Origin of the sequence: Candidatus Fukatsuia anoeciicola, from assembly GCF_964059965.1 — a bacterium.
Taxonomy (GTDB): Bacteria; Pseudomonadota; Gammaproteobacteria; order Enterobacterales; family Enterobacteriaceae; genus Fukatsuia; species Fukatsuia anoeciicola.
This window is the reverse complement of record NZ_OZ060923.1, coordinates 385,275-406,798: the sequence shown is the minus strand read 5'-3', so window position 1 is coordinate 406,798 and position 21,524 is coordinate 385,275. Positions and strand designations below refer to the sequence as shown.

General features: G+C 27.1%; 11 protein-coding genes. 3 read left to right on the top strand and 8 right to left on the bottom strand.

Annotated elements, in window-relative coordinates:
* The first annotated feature begins 3 nt into the window (after window positions 1-3).
* The 3 genes from carB (at window position 4) to rpsT (ending at window position 6,004) form a co-directional block, all read left to right on the top strand.
* The gene (carB, locus tag AB4W73_RS01400; RefSeq protein ID WP_367680653.1) at window positions 4-3,321 is read left to right on the top strand and encodes a carbamoyl-phosphate synthase large subunit; all 3,318 of its coding nucleotides are present in this window, start codon (window positions 4-6) and stop codon (window positions 3,319-3,321) included.
* A complete protein-coding gene (folA, locus tag AB4W73_RS01395; RefSeq protein WP_367680652.1) occupies window positions 3,318-3,827 on the top strand; it encodes a type 3 dihydrofolate reductase in 510 nt (169 codons plus the stop codon). The genes carB and folA overlap by 4 nt, the downstream gene beginning before the upstream one ends.
* A 1,913-nt stretch (window positions 3,828-5,740) precedes the next feature.
* Window positions 5,741-6,004: a 30S ribosomal protein S20 gene (gene rpsT / locus AB4W73_RS01390; RefSeq protein WP_367680651.1), complete on the top strand. Its 264-nt coding sequence runs from the start codon at window positions 5,741-5,743 to the stop codon at window positions 6,002-6,004.
* A gap of 149 nt (window positions 6,005-6,153) precedes the next feature.
* On the opposite strand, the gene rfaC is transcribed toward rpsT, so the two are convergent.
* The 8 genes from rfaC to dapF form a co-directional block, all read right to left on the bottom strand.
* On the bottom strand, window positions 6,154-7,119 hold the full coding sequence (gene rfaC, locus AB4W73_RS01385; protein ID WP_367680650.1) for a lipopolysaccharide heptosyltransferase RfaC: 966 nt from the start codon (window positions 7,117-7,119) through the stop codon (window positions 6,154-6,156).
* Between the two features lie 41 nt (window positions 7,120-7,160).
* Entirely contained in the window at window positions 7,161-8,198 is a 1,038-nt protein-coding gene (rfaF, locus tag AB4W73_RS01380; RefSeq protein ID WP_367680649.1) for an ADP-heptose--LPS heptosyltransferase RfaF, read from the bottom strand.
* Window positions 8,199-8,253: 55 nt separating this feature from the next.
* On the bottom strand, window positions 8,254-9,189 hold the full coding sequence (gene rfaD / locus AB4W73_RS01375) for an ADP-glyceromanno-heptose 6-epimerase (protein WP_367680648.1): 936 nt from the start codon (window positions 9,187-9,189) through the stop codon (window positions 8,254-8,256).
* Window positions 9,190-9,662: 473 nt separating this feature from the next.
* A complete protein-coding gene (pitA, locus tag AB4W73_RS01370) occupies window positions 9,663-11,162 on the bottom strand; it encodes an inorganic phosphate transporter PitA (protein WP_367680647.1) in 1,500 nt (499 codons plus the stop codon).
* 1,653 nt (window positions 11,163-12,815) lie between these two features.
* On the bottom strand, window positions 12,816-13,616 hold the full coding sequence (gene yigL, locus AB4W73_RS01365; RefSeq protein ID WP_367680646.1) for a sugar/pyridoxal phosphate phosphatase YigL: 801 nt from the start codon (window positions 13,614-13,616) through the stop codon (window positions 12,816-12,818).
* Window positions 13,617-14,947: 1,331 nt separating this feature from the next.
* Window positions 14,948-15,898 (bottom strand): magnesium/cobalt transporter CorA, encoded by a 951-nt coding sequence (gene corA / locus AB4W73_RS01360; RefSeq protein ID WP_367680745.1) that lies wholly within the window; start codon window positions 15,896-15,898, stop codon window positions 14,948-14,950.
* A gap of 29 nt (window positions 15,899-15,927) precedes the next feature.
* A complete protein-coding gene (uvrD, locus tag AB4W73_RS01355; RefSeq protein ID WP_367680645.1) occupies window positions 15,928-18,090 on the bottom strand; it encodes a DNA helicase II in 2,163 nt (720 codons plus the stop codon).
* 955 nt (window positions 18,091-19,045) lie between these two features.
* Window positions 19,046-19,870: a diaminopimelate epimerase gene (dapF, locus tag AB4W73_RS01350; protein ID WP_367680644.1), complete on the bottom strand. Its 825-nt coding sequence runs from the start codon at window positions 19,868-19,870 to the stop codon at window positions 19,046-19,048.
* Between the last annotated feature and the right edge of the window lie 1,654 nt (window positions 19,871-21,524).

Below are 21,524 nucleotides of genomic sequence, written 5' to 3'. Positions count from 1 at the left end.
ATCATGCCAAAACTTAGAAATATAAAAAATATCCTAATTTTAGGTGCAGGACCTATTATTATTGGACAAGCTTGTGAATTTGATTATTCCGGGGCACAGGCTTGTAAGGCACTACGGGAAGAAGGTTATCGAATAATTCTAGTTAACTCTAATCCTGCGACTATCATGACCGATCCTGAAATGGCAGACGCTACCTATATTGAACCAATCCACTGGGAAGTAGTACGTAAAATAATTAAAAAAGAGCGCCCAGATGCTTTATTACCAACAATGGGTGGGCAGACGGCCTTAAACTGTGCTTTAGAATTAGAATATAGAGGTGTTTTAACTGAATTTAGTGTTACCATGATAGGCGTTACTGCTGCAGCTATTTATAAAGCAGAAAATCGCCGTTTATTTGATATTGCGATGAAAAAAATTGGCCTAGAAACCGCACGTTCTGGTATTGCAAATAATATGGAAGAGGCATTAGTAGTAGCGGCTAAAGTTGGTTTCCCCTGTATTGTTCGCCCTTCTTTTACTATGGGTGGTGCTGGAGGAGGAATAGCTTACAATTATGAAGAATTTAAAGAAATTTGCCAAAATGGTCTTGATCTTTCACCAACTAAAGAATTATTAATTGATGAATCACTTATTGGTTGGAAAGAATATGAAATGGAAGTAATTCGTGATAAAAATGATAACTGTATTATTATTTGCTTAATTGAAAATTTTGACGCAATGGGGATTCATACTGGTGACTCTATTACTGTTGCTCCAGCACAAACTTTAACTGATAAAGAATATCAAATTATGCGTAATGCTTCAATGGCAGTATTACGTGAGATTGGTGTAGAAACTGGAGGATCTAATGTACAATTTGCAATTAATCCTAAAAATGGTCGTTTAATAGTGATTGAAATGAATCCTCGTGTTTCACGTTCTTCCGCATTAGCATCAAAAGCGACTGGTTTCCCAATTGCAAAAATTGCTGCTAAACTTGCTGTAGGATATACATTAGATGAATTAATGAATGATATTACAGGTGGTAATACTTCAGCAAATATTTTTTGCCAAAGTAACGAGCAAATTATTATTCAAACCACACAAAATACAGCAAATTTTTCCTATTTACCCGCTTCTTTTGAACCTGCCATTGACTATGTTGTTACTAAAATTCCACGCTTTAATTTTGAAAAATTTATTGGGGCTAATGATCGTCTGACAACACAGATGAAATCAGTAGGTGAAGTCATGGCCATTGGGCGTAATCAACAAGAATCATTACAAAAAGCTTTACGTGGATTGGAAATTGGCGTAACAGGTTTTGATGCCAAGATTAATTTAGATGATCCTCATGCGTTAAGTAAAATTCGTCGTGAACTCAAAGAAGCTGGTGCTGAACGTATTTGGTATATTGCTGACGCTTTTCGTGCAGGTATGTCAATTGATAGCGTTTTTAATCTAACTAATATTGATCGCTGGTTTCTAATGCAAATTGAAGAGTTGATATGTTTAGAAGAAAGTGTTATCAAATATGGTATTAATGGTCTTAATGCTAAATTTTTACGCGAGTTAAAGCGTAAAGGTTTTGCTGATGCACGCTTAGCAAAACTAGTCGGTGTTTCTGAAAGCGAAGTACGTAAATTACGCTATAAATTTGCTCTTCATCCAGTTTATAAAAGGATTGATACCTGTGCAGCAGAGTTTGCTACTGATACAGCTTACATGTACTCAACCTACGAAGAAGAGTGTGAATCAAACCCTAACCATAATCAACCGAAAATTATGATTCTGGGGGGTGGACCTAATCGTATTGGTCAAGGTATTGAATTTGATTATTGTTGTGTACATGCTTCTCATGCATTACGTGAAAGCGGCTATCAAACTATTATAGTAAACTGTAACCCGGAAACAGTTTCAACAGATTATGATATTTCTGATCGACTTTATTTTGAACCGGTTACCTTAGAAGATGTGTTAGAAATTGTACGTATTGAACAGCCACAGGGTGTTATTATACAATATGGTGGTCAAACACCACTAAAATTAGCGCGTGAGTTAGAATCTGCTGGCGTGCCTATAATTGGTACGAATCCTGATGCAATTGATCGCGCAGAAGATCGAGCGCGTTTCCAGCAAACAGTTAATCGATTAGGCTTAAAACAACCAGCTAATGCTACCGTTACTACACTTGATCAAGCAATTAAAAAAGCTCATATTTTAAAATACCCACTAGTAGTTCGTCCTTCTTATGTATTAGGAGGAAGAGCAATGGAAATTGTTTATGATGAACATGATCTATGTCATTATTTCCAAAACGCAGCAAATGTTTCTAACAATGCTCCAGTATTACTCGATTGTTTTCTTGACGATGCAATCGAAGTTGATATTGATGCTATTTGTGATGGTGAACGTGTACTTATTGGTGGTATTATGGAGCATATTGAACAGGCAGGTGTACACTCAGGTGATTCTGCCTGTTCATTACCAGCTTATACTCTAAGTCATGACGTCCAGAATACTATGCGCCAGCAGGTAGAAAAACTTGCATTTGAGCTCTGTGTTAAAGGTTTAATGAATGTACAATTTGCGGTAAAAAATCAGGAAGTTTATTTAATTGAAGTTAACCCACGTGCTGCCCGTACAATTCCCTTTGTTTCTAAAGCAACTGGTGTGCCATTAGCAAAAATTGCTGCTAAAGTTATGGTTGGCCAATCATTAATACAACAGGGTATATTAGCTGAAGTAATCCCGCCTTATTATTCAGTGAAAAAAGTTGTATTACCATTTGATAAATTTCCAGGTGTTGATCCTATTTTAGGCCCCGAAATGCACTCAACTGGCGAAGTTATGGGTGTGGGTAGAACCTTTTCTGAAGCTTTTTCTAAAGCGATGTTAGCAAGCCAATCTGGAATAAAAAAACGAGGACGTGTATTACTATCTGTTCGAGCTGGTGATAAAGCAAAAGTAGTTGATCTGGCAAACAAGCTATTAGCACAAGATTTTATGTTAGATGCAACGCATGGTACAGCAATCGTATTAGGAGAGGCTGGAATTAATCCACGTTTAGTTAATAAAGTTTGTGAGGGGCGCCCACATATTCAAGATAGAATTAAAAATGGAGAATACACTTATATTGTAAACACAACAGCAGGACGTCAAGCAATTGAAGATTCAAAATTATTACGTCGTAGTGCTTTACAATATAAAGTATATTATGATACTACGCTAAATGGTGGTTTTGCGACTACAATGGCATTGAACACTAATCCAACTGAACGTGTTATTTCAGTGCAAGAAATGCATGATGAAATTAAACGAATACCAAAAATAAAATGATAATTAGTTTGATTGCTGTATTAGCAAAGAATCATGTAATTGGTGTAACAAACACAATACCCTGGCATTTACCAGCTGATCTCGCGTGGTTTAAGGCTAATACGTTGGGTAAACCTGTCATTATGGGACGTAAAACCTTTGAATCTATTGGTCACCCACTCCCTAATCGTTTAAATATTATACTAAGCAGCAGATTATATAGTGATCATGGGGTAACTTGGGTAACTTCAATTAAGCATGCATTAGCTGTAGCACAAAATGCAATAGTAAAAGATACTGCAGAAGTAATGATAGTTGGTGGTGGTAATATTTATACTCAATTTTTGTCTTATGCCAATCGACTTTATTTAACACATATTGACACTGAAGTAACAGGTGACACTTATTTTCCATATTATCCAGCTAATGAATGGCATAGATTATTTATAAAATCTTTTAATATGAATAAAACAAATGCTTATAATTATTATTTTGAAATCCTTGAAAGACAAGTCATTCCAAAATAGACTTTTTATGAGAAAATTATAGTAGGTATTATAAATTTAAGGTAAAAAATAAAAATATAAATATAATTTTTAGGTCATTATTCTAATTAAAGATTTTATCTTTACTCGTGAAATATATTAGTATTCTATTAAATTATATAGTTTTATTATCATATAATTTTATCTGTTATTTAATACAAAACCTAATCTAATTTAGGTTAGGCTCTATATTAATTTTTTTGCATGATTAAATTCATAGTTAGAAAAAAATTATTTTTAATATTTAAGATTCTAATAATAAGAATAAGTATTCTTGTTAGTTATTATTTAATTTTTTGATATAGTATTAAATATAGCATAGTATATTATTATAATTTTATTTAAATTTTTTTTATTTAGTTAGCGCTTTATTTTTTGTTGCTTAGTTAATTTTCTAGCTAAAATTTGTTTTATTTAAGTAGATTAAGTATCTAGTTCTAATTTAAGATCTTTATTAACACTAGTTATAAAAGTCTATTAGTTTTCTTGCTACTAAAATTCATGAGTTATATATAAAATACATTAAAAACTAATAGTTAGATATTTAATTGGATTTCTAGTATATTTTTATTTTCCTGTTAATTAGCTGATATCTTTTGTTTTATTTACTTAAATATGAATCTTTTTGAATCTAGAAAAACTTTTTCTATTAAATTTAATAAATTAATATAAATACATTATCATAATAGATATTAATATAATTAATGTTATATTTATTATCTATAAAATCATAAATTTAGATTATATAGATGTATATTAGGTATCCTAGTAAATATCTATTGTTACTTTTTAAAATGGAATTTGGCAGTATTTAAAGAGTAATCATACTATTATAATTTATTATTACTAACTATATATCTATGAGTAAAATAAAAAATAATAGATAATTTATAAAGTATTTAAAAAATAAATTCTTTATTAAGTACTCAAATTTAAATCTTTTATATATACATAGATATAATGTAACCTATTAATTTTTATTAATAACTATTGATATGTTAATTTCATTTAATTAATAATTTATATAACCCTACTATAATTTTTTAAGTATTAATAATTATTTATTTTTAGTTATTTGTTATTAAGATTAATAATAATTAATTAATAAGAAAAAATAATATTAGTAAATAAATTATAAATTAATAGTATACAAAACTATTAATTTATAATTTAACTATTTTAGTATTATTTAAATAATTTCTTTATTATTAGTTAATAACTACATAGATTAATATCTTATAATAAAAAATAAACTAATTAATATTTATACTAATATAATATGTGATATTAATACTTTTATTAAAGTAGTTATGATTAGATAATAAATAAAATAATAATTTTACTTTATACCATGAATAATAACTAGTAGTTCATAAAATTTTTTGCAATATGTTTTATAAAATAATATCTACAAAATAGTTATTAATACCTATACTATTTAATTTATAAATTTATATTGATAAGATCTGCAATATATAATATATTTGAATTAACTATAAAACTAAAAGCATTTAAATATAAAAAATGGACTTAATTACTTGATACAGTATTAGGTTATTTAGGCTATAGTATAACTAAATGATAAAATTATGGGAAAATAATTAATGTTATTTGTTGTTAAAATAATTAAAGATTTTAAGTTTATTTAAAGTTATTATCAGCTTTGTTTAGATGAAGAAAATAAGATTATTATGATAGATTAAATTTTTCTTATTTATAATACTATATTTTATAAAAAAAAACTGATAAAGTTATGTTTTATTATAAAATAATAGAAATAAATATTATATGTATTTATGTATATATTTTGTACAAATTTATTAGTAAATAAAAGCTAAAAAAATAAGCTTATAGTTTTTGTGTTATTTTTATAAAATATATTTGGGAGTTATACTTTGGCAAATATTAAATCAGCTAAGAAGCGTGTTAAACAATCTAAGAAGAGTCGTCAGTATAATACTAGTCGTCGTTCAATGATTCGAACTTTTATTAAAAAGGTTTATGCCGCAGTTGCTAAAGGCAACAAAGCTGTCGCACAAGAAGCATTTAAAAACATGCAACCTATAGTTGATCGTCATGCCTGTAAGGGTCTTATTCATAAAAATAAAGCAGCACGTCATAAATCAAATTTATCAAAACAAATTAAAAAAATGCTTTGATAGCATTTTAGAATGAATTAAAATAAAATAGTTAAATTTAATAGCTTTTTAAATAAAAGCTAATTAAAGATTAGTTTTAAATTCTATTAATAGTATCTTTATTAATAAAATAAGCTTATAAGTCTATAACTTTTTGTTTTATGAATTATTTATAAAATTATTTTTTCTAATTTATTCATGATAGTAGTAGCTGAAAGAGTAAACATGTTCTTTTGTTTAGAGAATACTGAGTATTGATTTTTTCCATAACCACCAATTAAACTTGGATCTGTTGGACCAAATAATGTAATATTAGGGCAATTTAAAGCGGCAGTTAAATGACTTAGTCCAGTATCAACAGAAACTACAGCTTTAGCTCCAACTAAAATTTCTGCAATTTGTTGCAACTGAAGCTTAGGCAATACTTCTACATGAGGAAAAGAAGTGGCTAAACGCATAGCACGCTGGTATTCATGTTTTGCCCCCCAAGGTAATTTAATTTTTAAACCTGTTGGTTGTACTAATTTAATAAGTTCAGACCAGTATATTTCTGGCCAATGTTTGTTAGCTTTCGTTGTTGCATGTAAAAATACTAAATATTGTCCAGTGTCAGCTGACAATGTATGCAAAAAATGCTGAGCAATTGCATAATTACCATAACTTTGAGGTTTATCGTAACAAAGACTTTTAGCAAATAACTGACGAATACGTTCTACTGCATGTTGTTGTTTATTAACATGATGGCAATAATGATAAAACCAACTCACTAAAGGTTCTCGTGCACTTCTATAATCAAAACCATGTTTTATTCCTTTAGCTAAGTAAGTAATAAATATAACACTTTTCATTAGACCCTGTGCATCAATTACAAGATCGTAGTAACGTTGTTGTATTTGCTGTTTAAAAGCAGCGCGTTCTTGGCGAGTATTGCTGCTAAACCAACTTTTACGCCAACGTCGGATAGCTATTGGTATTACTTCATTAACTGCTGGATGCCAACTAGGAATTTGACAAAAATTTTCTTCTACCACCCAATCTACACGCAACATGGGGATAATAGTAAGCATATCAGTCAGTGCTGGTAAGCTGTGTAGCACATCACCCATTGACGAAGTTTTAACTATAAGAATATACATTAATAGGTCTTTTATTATAAAAATAAGTCTTTTATTATAAATTAAGATGATAATTGCTGGTTAAGAGCTATCATAACCTGTTCAGGTGTAATATTAATTAGGCTCTGATCATATCCTTGAATAATAGAATCTTTACCTCTTTTATAATAGTTAGTCGTTAAACGAATCACCTTAGCTTTTTTTGATAATGGCGGAGTAAAATTTGGACTAGTTGGTCCGTATATAGCAATAAGTGGTTTATTTAAGGCAGCAGCTATATGCATTAATCCTGAATCATTACTTACTATAGCGTTACAGGCAGCAATTAATACTACTACTTGTTCAAGTGAGGTTTGGCCTGCTAAATTTAAATAATTATAGTGATTGTTTTTATTAATAACTAAACGAATTTCTTCACCAATAAAATAGTCTTTTACTGAGCCAAATAAAGCAACCTGATAACCATTATTAATAAGTTGTTGAGCTAATATAGAGTAATAATAGTGTGGCCAGCGTTTAGCTAGACCAGATTCAGCACCAGGACATAAGCCAATAATAGGGCGTTTATTAGTAATATTAAATAGTCTAGTTATTTCTAATATTTCTTCGTTCCGAACTTGCAATTGTGGCCAAAGCAATGGTTGTAATAAATCAGCTGCTGAACGTATATCTTTTTTATCATAAGTCAACGTGATATAACGTTGTATCATCATTGGAAAAGCTAATTTATCTAACACCCGAATATCATTGAGTAAACCATAACGCATCTCGCCACGCCAACCAATACGCTGTGGAATATTAGCAAAAAAAGGTACTAATACTGATTTAAATGAGTTAGGTAATACATAGGCACGCTCATATTGAGATGCACGCAGAGATATACCTAAACGACGACGCTCACTAATAGCCAAAACGCCATGATCTAGTGGCATTGACAAAGTTTTATTTACTTCTGGCATTCTTTTTAATAGTGAGCGACACCATTGAGACGCCATTACATCAATCCTTGCAGTAGGGTATTTTACTTTAAGCGTGCGGTACATGCCTTGTGATATCATTGTATCACCAACCCATGAAGGAGCAATGACTAATATTTTCATATTACTTATCCCCTTCTTTATTATAATTATAGATACTATATATTATTTTCTATTCTTAATTATTAAGGATGTTAAGCCAGGTTAAATATTCTTTTGTGCCTTCAAAAATACTTTTAAAGGATTTCTTATAACCAGCAGCACGTAGTTTATTTAGATTAGCTTGTGTAAAACTTTGATAACGTTTTTTTAGTTGTTGCGGAAATTCAATGTATGATACTGGTATACTTTGATAATACTCTACTACTAAGTTAGCTACGACTTTAAATGATTCTGCATAACCTGTACCACAATTATAAATTCCAGAAATACCGTTTTTCCAAAACCATAGATTCACTGCAGTAACATCATCTACGTAAATAAAATCACGTTTAAAATTTTCACTACCAAAAAATAATTTCGGACTCTTACCAGCATTAACTTGATTATTCAGGTAAAAAATAATACTAGCCATACTATTTTTATGGCTTTCACGCGGACCATAAACATTAAAGTAACGAAAACCACAGATTTGTGAAGTTACCTTAGGTAAAATACTTCGAACATATTGATCAAAAAGAAATTTAGAATAACCATATATATTAAGAGGTTTTTCGTATTGATACTCTTCAATAAAATTATCTGTGCGATTACCATAGACAGCAGCAGAAGAAGCATATAAAAAAGCAATATTATTATTGAGGCAAAAATGTAAGATATCTTTAGAGTATTGATAATTATTATCCATTATATATTTTCCATTCCACTCAGTGGTTGAAGAGCAGGCACCTAAATGAAAAATAGCATCAATATTACCCATATCATTTCCAGCGGTAATACTAGTGATAAAATTTTTTTTATCCATGTAATCAATAATACTAAGATCAACTAAATTAATAAACTTAGTGCCATCTTTTAAGTTATCAACTACTAAAATATCTTTATATCCTTCTTTATTTAATCCATTAATAATATTACTACCAATAAAACCAGCACCTCCAGTAACAATAATCATCGGATTCACTCCTACCAATTTTCTTAATTAAGTACTATGTTGCATGATTTAATTAGTTTATCTTTTTTAGTATGGAATTAATTATTTTCAATTTGTTTAATCTTAAGTAATAGCACGATTAATGATTAACTAACAGTAATTAATTAGCTTACAAACGAAAGATACAACCTTGCTATAAATGTTTTAATGATAACCACATGAGACTAAAATATATATGGTATTTTTTAGTAATAAGAAAGAGAGTTAATGCTAAAAATACTATTATCATTTTTATATTTGTTTAATAGAACAAATTACTTAGTCCTCTAATTAATTTATATATCATAGAATCTAGTAATTAAATAAATTTTTATATTAATCTTCTTGATCTTAAAAGAAAGGTTAATTGTAATTAACATATATTTATAGGCTATATGTTTATTTCTTTAACAAAAATTAAGTTATTATTAACTTATTATAATTTTAACTAGTCTTTAAAGAAACATTAATGCTATCCAATATAATAATCCAGAAAGTACTATAGAAATTGGTAATGTTAAAATCCAGGCTAGTGTGATATTTTTTACCGTTTTATTTTGCAAGCCACTACCACCTACTAACATAGCACCAGCAATTGCTGAAGAAAATACTTGAGTAGTAGAAACTGGCATACCTGTATAACTAGCAATACCAATAGAAACTGCTGCCGTCATTTGTGCCGAAACACCTTGGGCATATGTCATGCCATTTTTACCAATCTTTTCACCGATAGTCACTGCAACACGTTTCCAGCCAATCATTGTTCCTAATGAAAGAGCTAAAGCGACAGCAACAACAATCCAGGTAGGAGCATATTCTACTGTTTTAAGTAAATCTTTACGCATATTATATAAAAAACGTCGATTTTTAGCACTAGTTTCAGGTAATTTAGCAGTTATAACCGCAGTTTCTGCTGCACATAATAATAAACGACGCATATGACCACGTTGGTCTATATTTAATTGATTATAATTTTGTAAATTATTTAATAAGGCTGTTGCAAAATCAAGTGCTAGAATAACAGAAACACTATCACAATTAAATTGTGTCATAGTATTTACTATATTTTTAGTTGGAAGAGTAGTTGATATCTTGGGCTCAATAACCGGAGTTAATTCAACACTATGTTGTTTATAATATTGTTGTAAATTAGTGATTGCATTACGTGTGTACGTAATATCATGACTTGTAGCATTCATATCCAAGATAAACCCCATTGGTGCGATACCAATTAATACTAACATAATTAAACCAATTCCTTTTTGCCCATCATTAGCACCATGAGAAAAACTAATACCAATAGCAGAAATGATTAGAGCAATGCGTATCCAAAAAGGTGGTTTATGTTTACCATCTTTTTGTATGCGTTTAGTAGGTGTTAGATGAATAAGTTGATACTTTTTTGTTCCACTCCAATAATAGCGTAATAAAAATAATATCAAACTAGCAATAACTAATCCTCCTAAAGGAGATAAAATTAATGATAAAAAAATTTGTATCATCTTAGGAATATTTATCGCGTCGATAATCGATACATTAGTTATTAATGTATTAGTTAATCCTACACCAATAATAGAGCCAATTAGTGTATGCGAGCTAGAAGCAGGTATACCAAAATACCAAGTACCAAGATTCCAGATAATTGCTGCTAATAACATAGAAAAAACCATTGCTAACCCATGGGCTGAGCCCATATTAAGCAGTAAATTAGTTGGTAGTAAATGAACAATAGCATAAGCAACACTTAATCCACCTAGCATTACGCCAAGAAAATTAAATATTCCAGCCATAATAACAGCAACTTGAGAACGTGCTGCACGAGTATATATCACTGTTACAACAGCATTAGCAGTATCATGAAAACCATTAATGGCTTCATAAAATAGCACAAAAAATAGAGCAAGAACTAACATTAGGCTAGTATGGAAATCAAGACCAGTAAAAAGATGCAGCATATAATGTTACGCCATTTTTAGACATCAACATACTCTATTATCTATGATAATAGAGATTAAGGAAAATAAAAATATAACTTTTCTTTAGTTTAGTTACTTATTATTTTAAATAGAAAAATCTATATTTTATATCAATAAGTTATCTTATATTATTTAATTATTATTTTAATATATTCTAAAAATTAATATCTTTTATAATAATTCAATTCATACAATTTTATTGTTAAATGATTAGTGTCTTTGACATGTTATTTTTATTCATAGAAATATTACTCTAATAATTACCTTTAATTTTTCTAAATAATTTAGTTTAATATGGGTTATTTATATTTTCAACATAAGTATAATGTCTACTAATAATATTTTTTAGTATTAATAATTAATGACCATAATTAGTATTATTATAAACTTCATTAGTAAAAATTTATTATTAATACTAAAAATTAAAGCAATTTATTGATAGTAAGTTTACTTACTAGGTCTTTTCAACTTAAAATTAATTATATTTAATATAGCAAATATTATATAACGCAATTAATTTTTAGTAATGCTATTACTACCATTAATACTAATTAGTAATTATTACTAATTTTTATAATAAATTTATACATTATTTAATATAGTATCTAAGTCTTAACTTATAAAGAATTTATTGATAATTTATTACCAATATTAGATATCTTAGCGTATATTTATTAATATTACTAAATACTATTTAAACTAATAAAACATAAAGAGTTTTATTAAGAAAAAAGATATACCTTAAAATACTAAGTGATAGTTTATAAAAAGTAGATTAGTTACCATATATAACTATGATTAATAAAAATATTATAATTTCAGATTACTTAAGAGCTTTATATATAAATATATCTTACAATTAAAATTGTAATAGATATAGATTGCTTAAGACTAGTAAAATTAATTTAAATTTAATATCAATTAAAAAAATAAAGAAAAAATTTTTAGCACTAAAAGATAGCTTAATAATTTATTATTATTAAGCTAGCATGTGTTAGATAGAATATTATTAGTATAATTAAATAATCTAAAGTTATATTAGGTTATTACTAAAATAAGTAATAATAATTTAAATTAAGATATAATTTAATTATAGTAATTTATAACATAAAAATTAGATAAATAAGATCTCTTAAAGAAGTTTAATACAAAAAACTAAATTAATCATTAAATACCTATCTATTATTACCTACAAATACTTAATAGTCTTATCAAATACAAAAATATTCAAGATAAAGAGTTTTAATAAATGATTATTATAATATAATCTCTGTTTTCGTATAATTTTATTTAAGTCATGTTACAATATTTCTACTATAACTATAATTAAACATTTTTAACTAAATTGGATTTTATTAAAAAATTGTTTAATATATTTATATTGTTATCTAAAATTACTATGTATTAATTATTAATAGCTCAATACTGAAAGAAATTAGTCATTAATATAACTTAATGAACTTATGTTAATAAAACATTATATCTTATACCTTTTATATAGGTTCATTATGTATAAATGATACTAATCAATTATATAATATTATTTATAAAAAGTAGCTAGATTAAAAATATTGATGTTTTCCCTAGTATAATGTATACTTTTATAATGATAAAGATTAATAAATGATCATATTATAATAAAAATATTTTACGTAAATAATGAGGAACTGCATCATTAGCATTAGAATCAATAATTTCTAGTGTAGGTAATTCTTCTTTTAGACGTGCATGCGCATTTTCCATAATACAGCCTTTACCTACCATAGAAAGCATTTCTTTATCGTTCATGCCATCACCGAAAGCAATACAATTTTTTAATGAATAACCAAAAATTTGCGCAACCTGTTGTAATGCATGACCCTTAGACACTCCTGCTCCCATGACTTCTAGGCATGTAGGTAATGAAAAACAAACATTAACACGATTACCCCAACGTATTTTAATCTCTTGTTCTAATGGCAGCAATTTTTCATGGTTATGGCTAATAAAATAGATTTTACATACACCATCAGTAGGTAATGATGTAATCTCCATAATTTTATAATCAAAAATAGATTCGTGAAAAAAATTAGCTTGTTCAGGATTTTCACGATTGATATACCAATCGTTATTACGATAAATATTGGTTAGAATATAAGGATTATAATATTCCATTACGCAGAGATCATAAACAATATCTTCATCAAGATTATTACTAAAAATTAACTTGCCCGTAGCATTATGCACTCGCGCACCATTTGAAGTAATCATGAAAGCGTTAATGGCAACTCTAGCACGAATTTGTAAAACATCAACATGATGGCGGCCAGTAGCAAAAACAAAATGTACCCCACGTTCTGTTAGTAACTTAAGAGATTCTTTAGCGTACGGAGAAAGTGTATGATTAGGAGATAGCAAGGTGCCATCTAAATCAGAAGCAATAATATGATACATAACAGTCTATTTTAGCCCTTAATAAAATTAATATTAATCTAGTTAATAACTGTAGATTAGCATTTTAATACTATGCAATAGTATCATTGCTTTCATAAATTATTGAGATACTTACATATTACTTTATAAAAGTAGCGCCAAAATATTTTAGTTTTCACTATCTTTATATTATTAATGTTTAATAAATTCTATTAACGGTTAGTATTTTCTAATATTTGCAATAAAGTTATGTTATTAAATGTATATAAAAAATATTTATTTCATTAACTATTAATTTATACAGTTTACATAAATTGAAAAATAATTCATTATTGCTGATAATTTATTTATTGTATATTTTATGGTTATTAGGGAGATTTAATTTTTAGTATTTTTTCTAAATTTAAAATCTTTGATCTATAACATTGATAATGATAGTAATATTTTAGATTTTTAATATCAACTAAATAGCTTAAGTTAGTTTTAGTATAGAAGATATCCCAATATCTTAATATAATTTACCTAAATAAATTAGTTAATTCAATTTACTAGTTTAGTGAACTATTGCTTCTCAAAATTAGTACTAAAAAATTAATAATTAATTACTACTTATAGTTTTAATATGACGATTACTTATGCTACATAATATATTAGTAATGTATTTTGCTACGAACGCTAATGTATTAAATAAGCACAAGATAATATCTTTTATCTATCTGTTAAATTATTCTAACATGATGGCAGTAGATTTATATTTTAGTAAATACTATTGCATTTAATTATTGATTACCTAACCTAATATTTATAATTTTATAAAAGCTTAGTTATTTTATCTATTTTTACTCGATTATTAAAATAAATATTTGACTAATTTAAAGTATGGTATTCTATGCAAAAGTTACACCCTAACTATAAGATATTATATGTTTTATCTACTATTAAAAGTATAAATAAAACATGGTAATTACTTAGGAAAATTTTTTATAGATATTTAATAGGTATATAAAATAATATAATTTAATTATTAAAATAATTAGTTATTACTTTTATTTATTATTAATCTTAAATATAGTTTAAATAGATAGTAGTAGTATATAAGATAAAACTATCTATTACTAGTTTATTATTGTATAAGTAAAGCTAAAATAGTACGACTAAACTAAATCTTTTATTACTAATATAAGTATATAATAGTGTTAGATTTGTAATAATTAGCAATAATTTTTATTATTTTAACCTAAATTATTTGTAACTAAAATATTGTATAATATTTTTATAACTTATTATTCTTTATCTATCATCTTCTTATATCCATAAAAGATCTAATATTTTTCTTATAAACACCTATTAATTTATAACCATTTTTTACGTTTAAAATAAAGATAAGGTGCAACACCTGCAATAATCATTAATCCTACTGCTCCAGGATAACCAAATGACCAATATAATTCTGGCATAAACTGAAAATTCATGCCATAACTTGAAGCCACAAGTGTAGGAGGTAGAAAAATAACTGAAACTACTGAGAAAATCTTAATAATACGATTTTGTTCAATATTAATAAAGCTCATTGCTGCTTGCATTAAAAAATTTACCTTTTGAAATAGGGATTCATTATGTGGTAATAAAGATTCAATATCACGCTGTACTTCACGTGCTTGTTCAAGTTGTCCTACAGGCAAGCGTGTTTTGCGAACAAGAAAATTTAATGCTCGTTGGGTATCCATTAAACATAGCCGTACCTTCCAGCCAATATCTTCTTGTTCTGCTAAAATAGATAGCGCTGCATCATACTTATCACCTTGTTGACCTTCCATAATTATTCGACTTAATTTTTCTAAATCATTATAGATATTTTCTATTTCATCAGCAAGTTGCTCAATTTTAGTTTCAAACAAATCTAATAATAATTCATAGGCATTACCATCTATTAGTTTTTGTGTACGAGCACGCATTCGGTAAAGACGAAAAGCTGGTAATTCACGCTCACGTAAGGTATACAAACGACCATCACGAATAGTAAAAGCTACAGTGGTATTACCTGCATGATCTTCTGTATCCTTATAATAAAAAAATGAATGAATATGCAAACCATCTTCATCTTCAAAGAAACGCGCAGAAGCCTCAATATCATCTAGCTCTGGCCGAGTTGCTAGATTTTGGCCTAATTCAGTTTGTACCCGTTCACGTTCTATTATCTCTGGTTCCATTAAATCAACCCATAGTGCAGCAGATAGTTTATCTAACTCATCTGGTTCTAAACGGGATAACCGATGATTATCTAATTTAAATGCACTTAACATATTCCATTGACTCCGCCTAATTTGTAGGGTTATATTATTTTTAATTTTGCATAGGCGATTACTAGCCATTTTACTTTCTTATTACGAAAAATTACTTGTACTCGTTGTTGTTTATCATTATTTTCTATTTTTGCTATTATACCATTGCCAAATATAGGATGATTTACACGTTGACCTATAGCAAAATTACTATCATCTTTATGTAGATAATGATCCCTTGAATATTTTTTAAATGAATAAGAAACCATAGTACGTAATTGAATTTTCTTAATACAAATTGATGGGAGTTCATTAATAAAACGAGAAGGTAGTTGTTTTATATCCTTACCGTAATAACGACGACTTTCAGCATAAGTTAATGTTAATTTTTGCATTGCACGGGTGATGCCAACATAAGCGAGGCGGCGTTCTTCTTCTAAATATTCACTTGTATCCAATGATATTTGGTGAGGAAATATACCTTCTTCTACGCCTACAATAAAAACTTGCGGAAATTCTAAACCTTTAGCAGAATGAAGTGTCATTAGTTGTACTGCATCTTGATGAGAATTAGTTAATCCTTCATTCATTTCTAACATAGTATGAGAAATAAATGCTGATAATGGTGATACATCTAAATCTTCATGTTGATATTGTTCAGTTGCTGTTACTAGTTCTATAAGATTTTCAATTCGGACTTGGCCTTTTTCACTTTTTTCTTCTTTATACATTAACCATAGGCCAGAATTATGAATAATTTTATTAGTTTGTTTGTGTAATGGTAAATTAGTAGTTTCGTATGCTAATGTCTTTATTAGTTCAATAAAACATTGTAGTGCCGCAGCAGCACGACTTGTCAAGACGTTATTTTGTAATAATATCGTAGTAGATTGCCATAAGGTTAATTGTTGTTCACTAGCATATTGACGTAGTATCTCTAAAGTGCGATCACCAATTCCTCGTGTTGGTGTATTTACTACTCTTTCAAATGCAATATCATCATTACGATTATGAACTAGACGCATATAAGCTAAGGCATCTTTTATCTCTTGACGTTCAAAAAAACGCTGACCACCATAAATATGGTACGGAATAATAGCATGCATAAGAGCATCTTCTAATACTCGTGATTGTGCATTATTACGATATAAAATAGCACAGTTTTTTAGTAAACTACCTTTTTCTTGCCAATTTTTAATCTGACTAACAATAAAACGAGCTTCATCCCATTCATTGATAGCTGTATAGATAGCAATAGGTTCTCCTATAGCTGCCTGTGTCCATAAATTTTTACCTAGTCGTTTATTATTATTAGAAATTAATGCATTAGCTGCCATCAGGATATTACCTGTAGAACGATAATTTTGTTCTAATCGAATAGTTTTTGCAGTAGGATAATCCTTTAAGAAGCGTTGAATATTTTCAACCTGTGCTCCGCGCCAGCCATAAATTGATTGATCATCATCACCAACAATCATTACGTTAGCTAAATCTCCAGCTAGTAAACGAACCCAAGCATACTGAATACTATTAGTATCTTGAAACTCATCAACTAAAATATAACTAAAACGTTGTTGGTAATAATTTAGGACATTTGATTTATGTAGCCATAACTCATGAGCTCGTAATAATAATTCTGTAAAATCAACTAATCCATTTTTATTACAGACTTTATGATAGGTTTGATAAATACTTAACCAGGTAATCTCTGTTGAAGAATTATAATTTTCAATATGTTGTGGACGTAATCCAGCTTCTTTTTTACTATTAATATACCATATAGCTTGACGTGGTGTCCATTTTTTGTCATTTAGATTAAGATCTTTAATTATGCGTTTAACTAAACGTAACTGATCATCACTATCAAGAATTTGGAAATCTGATGGTAAATTAGCATCTAAATAATGAATCCGTAATAGCCGGTGTGCTAGTCCGTGAAAAGTACCCATCCAAATACCATGGTTATCATTACTATTGCCTAATAAATAGTTAATACGGTAGCGCATTTCAGTAGCTGCTTTATTAGTAAAAGTAACTGCAATAATGGAAAATGGCGATACTTTTTTTTTAGATAATAACCATGCAATACGATGCACTAATACCCTGGTTTTGCCACTGCCAGCACCTGCTAATACTAATCTATTACTTAGAGGAGCTATCACAGCTTCACGTTGTTTTTCATTTAAACTCTTAAGTAGATAAGAATCATCCATAAGTGCTGTTTAGTTTTTACCTCGTCTCTCTTTTAGAGAAGTAGTATTATGCATTATTTATAAATATTAAAAAAATTAAGATAAATATAAATTTATGTAGTAGATAAATCAGTACACTAAGTAGTTCTATACAATATAAAAATCATTGTCAGATCCTAGCATATAAATAGAAAAAATACTAAAAATTTATGTGAGTAGCATAGACATTTATGCTTTATTTTGTGTTTCTTACCTAGTAAAGTGTTTTATACATTATTTAGTAAAATAGACATACTAATATTGGCTAAAATAATATTTTTTTTGTAAAAAAGATATTATATAGAGATAACTAATATTATTAATAAATGATTACTAGCACAACTATAAGAACTTTGATTGTTCATTTTTACTGCCTTTATTTCATTCTAAACTTCATAATCCAAACTTTATTTTAATGAATTCTATATAATTAGTGACTTATTATACTTGATTTCGTATCTGTAAACTAATATTATAAATTATTTTAAGCATATTTAATTATAAATTATTAAGGTAATTTATAATTAAATATACAGTAATTAATTATTAAATAAATATTAACATCTATTAATAAATAATGCTTACTATGCTAATTATTATATCTTTTATTAAATTAATTTAAAGTATTCTCTATTAATAGCTAGATTTAGCTATAGCTGCAATAAATATTTGCGTAGTATTTATTTAAATCACATATTTTATTAACTTAAAAATTTATATTATAGCTATTTGATTTTATTGTGTAGCATTTTAATTATTATTCAACCTAACTAGAAATACTATTCATTATAAGATAATAAGATCCATGTTTTTAACTAAAAATATATTTTAAATAAAAATAAAATTCACATAATATATATTAGTTAAAAACTTAATCATTTAACTTGATATTAATTAATTTTAATATACTAAATAGCCATTAGTATATTAAAATTAATTATAAATGAATAAATCCATCGTAGAGATAAGTAGCTTTTCCTGTCATATATATTGGATGACCTATACCTTGCCAATTAATACGTAAACTACCGCCTTGCATCTGTACATCAACTTTTTTATTTAATATTCCTTGCTTAACGCCAATAGCAACAGCTGCACAGGCAGCACTACCACAAGCTTTTGTTTCACCAACTCCACGTTCATAAATACGTAAGTAGATACGTTCTCGATTAACTATTTGCATAAAACTAATATTAACACGCTGTGAAAAACATTCATGATTCTCTAGTATTGGACCTATTAATGCCACATCAGTAACTGAAATATCTTTTACTTGTAATATACAGTGTAAATTACCAACAGAAACTACGCCACAAATCGTAATATATTTAGTAGCAAGCAAAATATATATTTTTTCAGTTTTTGCTATGCAAAAAGAAATAGCTTGAGAAGTAAATATAGGTTCACCCATATTAACACAAACTTGTTTATTATTAATTATATGTAATACTATACGTCCACTTTGTGTACTAACATAAATATGCTGTTTTTTTGTTAATCCTTTGAGATGTACAAATAAGGCAAAACAGCGAGCACCATTACCACATTGATAGGCTTCGCTACCATCTGCATTAAAAATACGATAATGAAAGTCTAATTCAGGATCATAAGGTGCTTCTACCATTAACATTTGATCAAAACCAACACCAGTATGTCGGTCTGCTAGACGACGAATAAGTTCTGGTGAAAAATAAATATTCTGAGTCACAGCATCGATAATCATGAAATCATTACCAAGACCATGCATTTTAGAAAACTGCATATTATAACTCCGATAACTATTGATAGGCTAAATCAGGATATATTGTTACTATTTTATGTTTTTAACTTTTTATATTATAGTTGGAAGTAAATAAAATAGTCCTTTTAATCTATAGTCTCTTACCTAACTCTATATTATCGTGATTATTAGCTAATTTTATTATTTTATGATAATGATTTCTGTTATTTATCTATAATTCTTTACAATTAGTAATTCAATTATTAAAAGTAAGTAAAATTATTTAGGAATATTATAAAGATTATTTGTGTCTTTTAATTAATACTTAAATAAATAAAAATAATAAATAGCGTAATTTATAAAATATAAATGATACTATCTTTTTTGATAAAGTACTAATAATAGAATAGGAGATATTAAACGTATTTTTAGAAGAAATAATAGTTAATTTAGAATAAAATTATTTAATAACTATTAAAAATATAAAAACTAGTATAATTAAGCTAGTTTTAATTAGCTAAGAAATAGAGATTAAGTACTAAATTATAGTAAACTTTAAAGTGATTAAGAATGGTAATCATATATTAATATAGTGTAGCATATTACTAGCTTTGCGTAGCAAGACTAATAATTCTATTTATAATTAGAGTTATAAAATAACCACTTTTTATAAATTTATACTATTTATTTAAAATTATAATGAGAAGAATAAAAATAGAAATAATAAATATTAAGATAATTATGGTTTGTATCATACTAAGTAATAATATTAGATTGCATTACTAAAATTAGCTTAGTGCTAATACTTTATTAGGAAATAACCTATTTTGGTTTATTAGTTAATATCAAATAATTAGTATTAGTTGCTTACTACTACTAATTAAATGCCCAATTTAACAGTATAAACTAATTTATTAGTACCAAAAATAATCTATTGCTCTCTTAGTTATAATTTAGTGAAACACTAACTAAGTCTATAACTATAAGCTAATAAAAGCATATTAACTTTATATCTAAAAAAACAATTTTATTTAGCAATAAAAGACTATTAAATTAAATTTAATAAATATATTAATAATTAATAGTCTAAATTATTAATTACTGATTGATAAAAAATTTATTAAAAATTTAAATATAATTTAAACAGTAACATATAGGATCATGGAGTCTATTATAAAAATATATTGAACTAATAATGTATATAATCTAATAATTATTACTTTTTATATCTATAGTTATTTGCTAGAAAATATTTCTAAGGTACCCTAAAGGATACTGCTATAAATAAATATAATTGTTATAAATTAGACCTAACTATAATGATAATGTATTATTTTATATCTTTTTGCTAATAATAAGTTATTTATAGTAGTAAAAGTACTAAAATAACTTAGTATCTAGTTAAATTTATAATTAAATAATATGCTTACATTATGGTAATAAATTTTTTAAGAACCATAATCGTTAATTTTAATATTACTCGCTACTCTCCTAGTAGAAACTAACATTAATAAAGCAATTTGGTTATTAATAATTAGTAATTAAATGGTACTGATAATAATTAAAACTATACCAATACCTAATTATATTCAAACTGTTTTAGTATTATTAGCTAGCTAATATGAATTGTGAATTCTTATAATAATCTAGCTTGATAGTAATTAACATTACTACATAGTAGGATTATTTTAGTTTT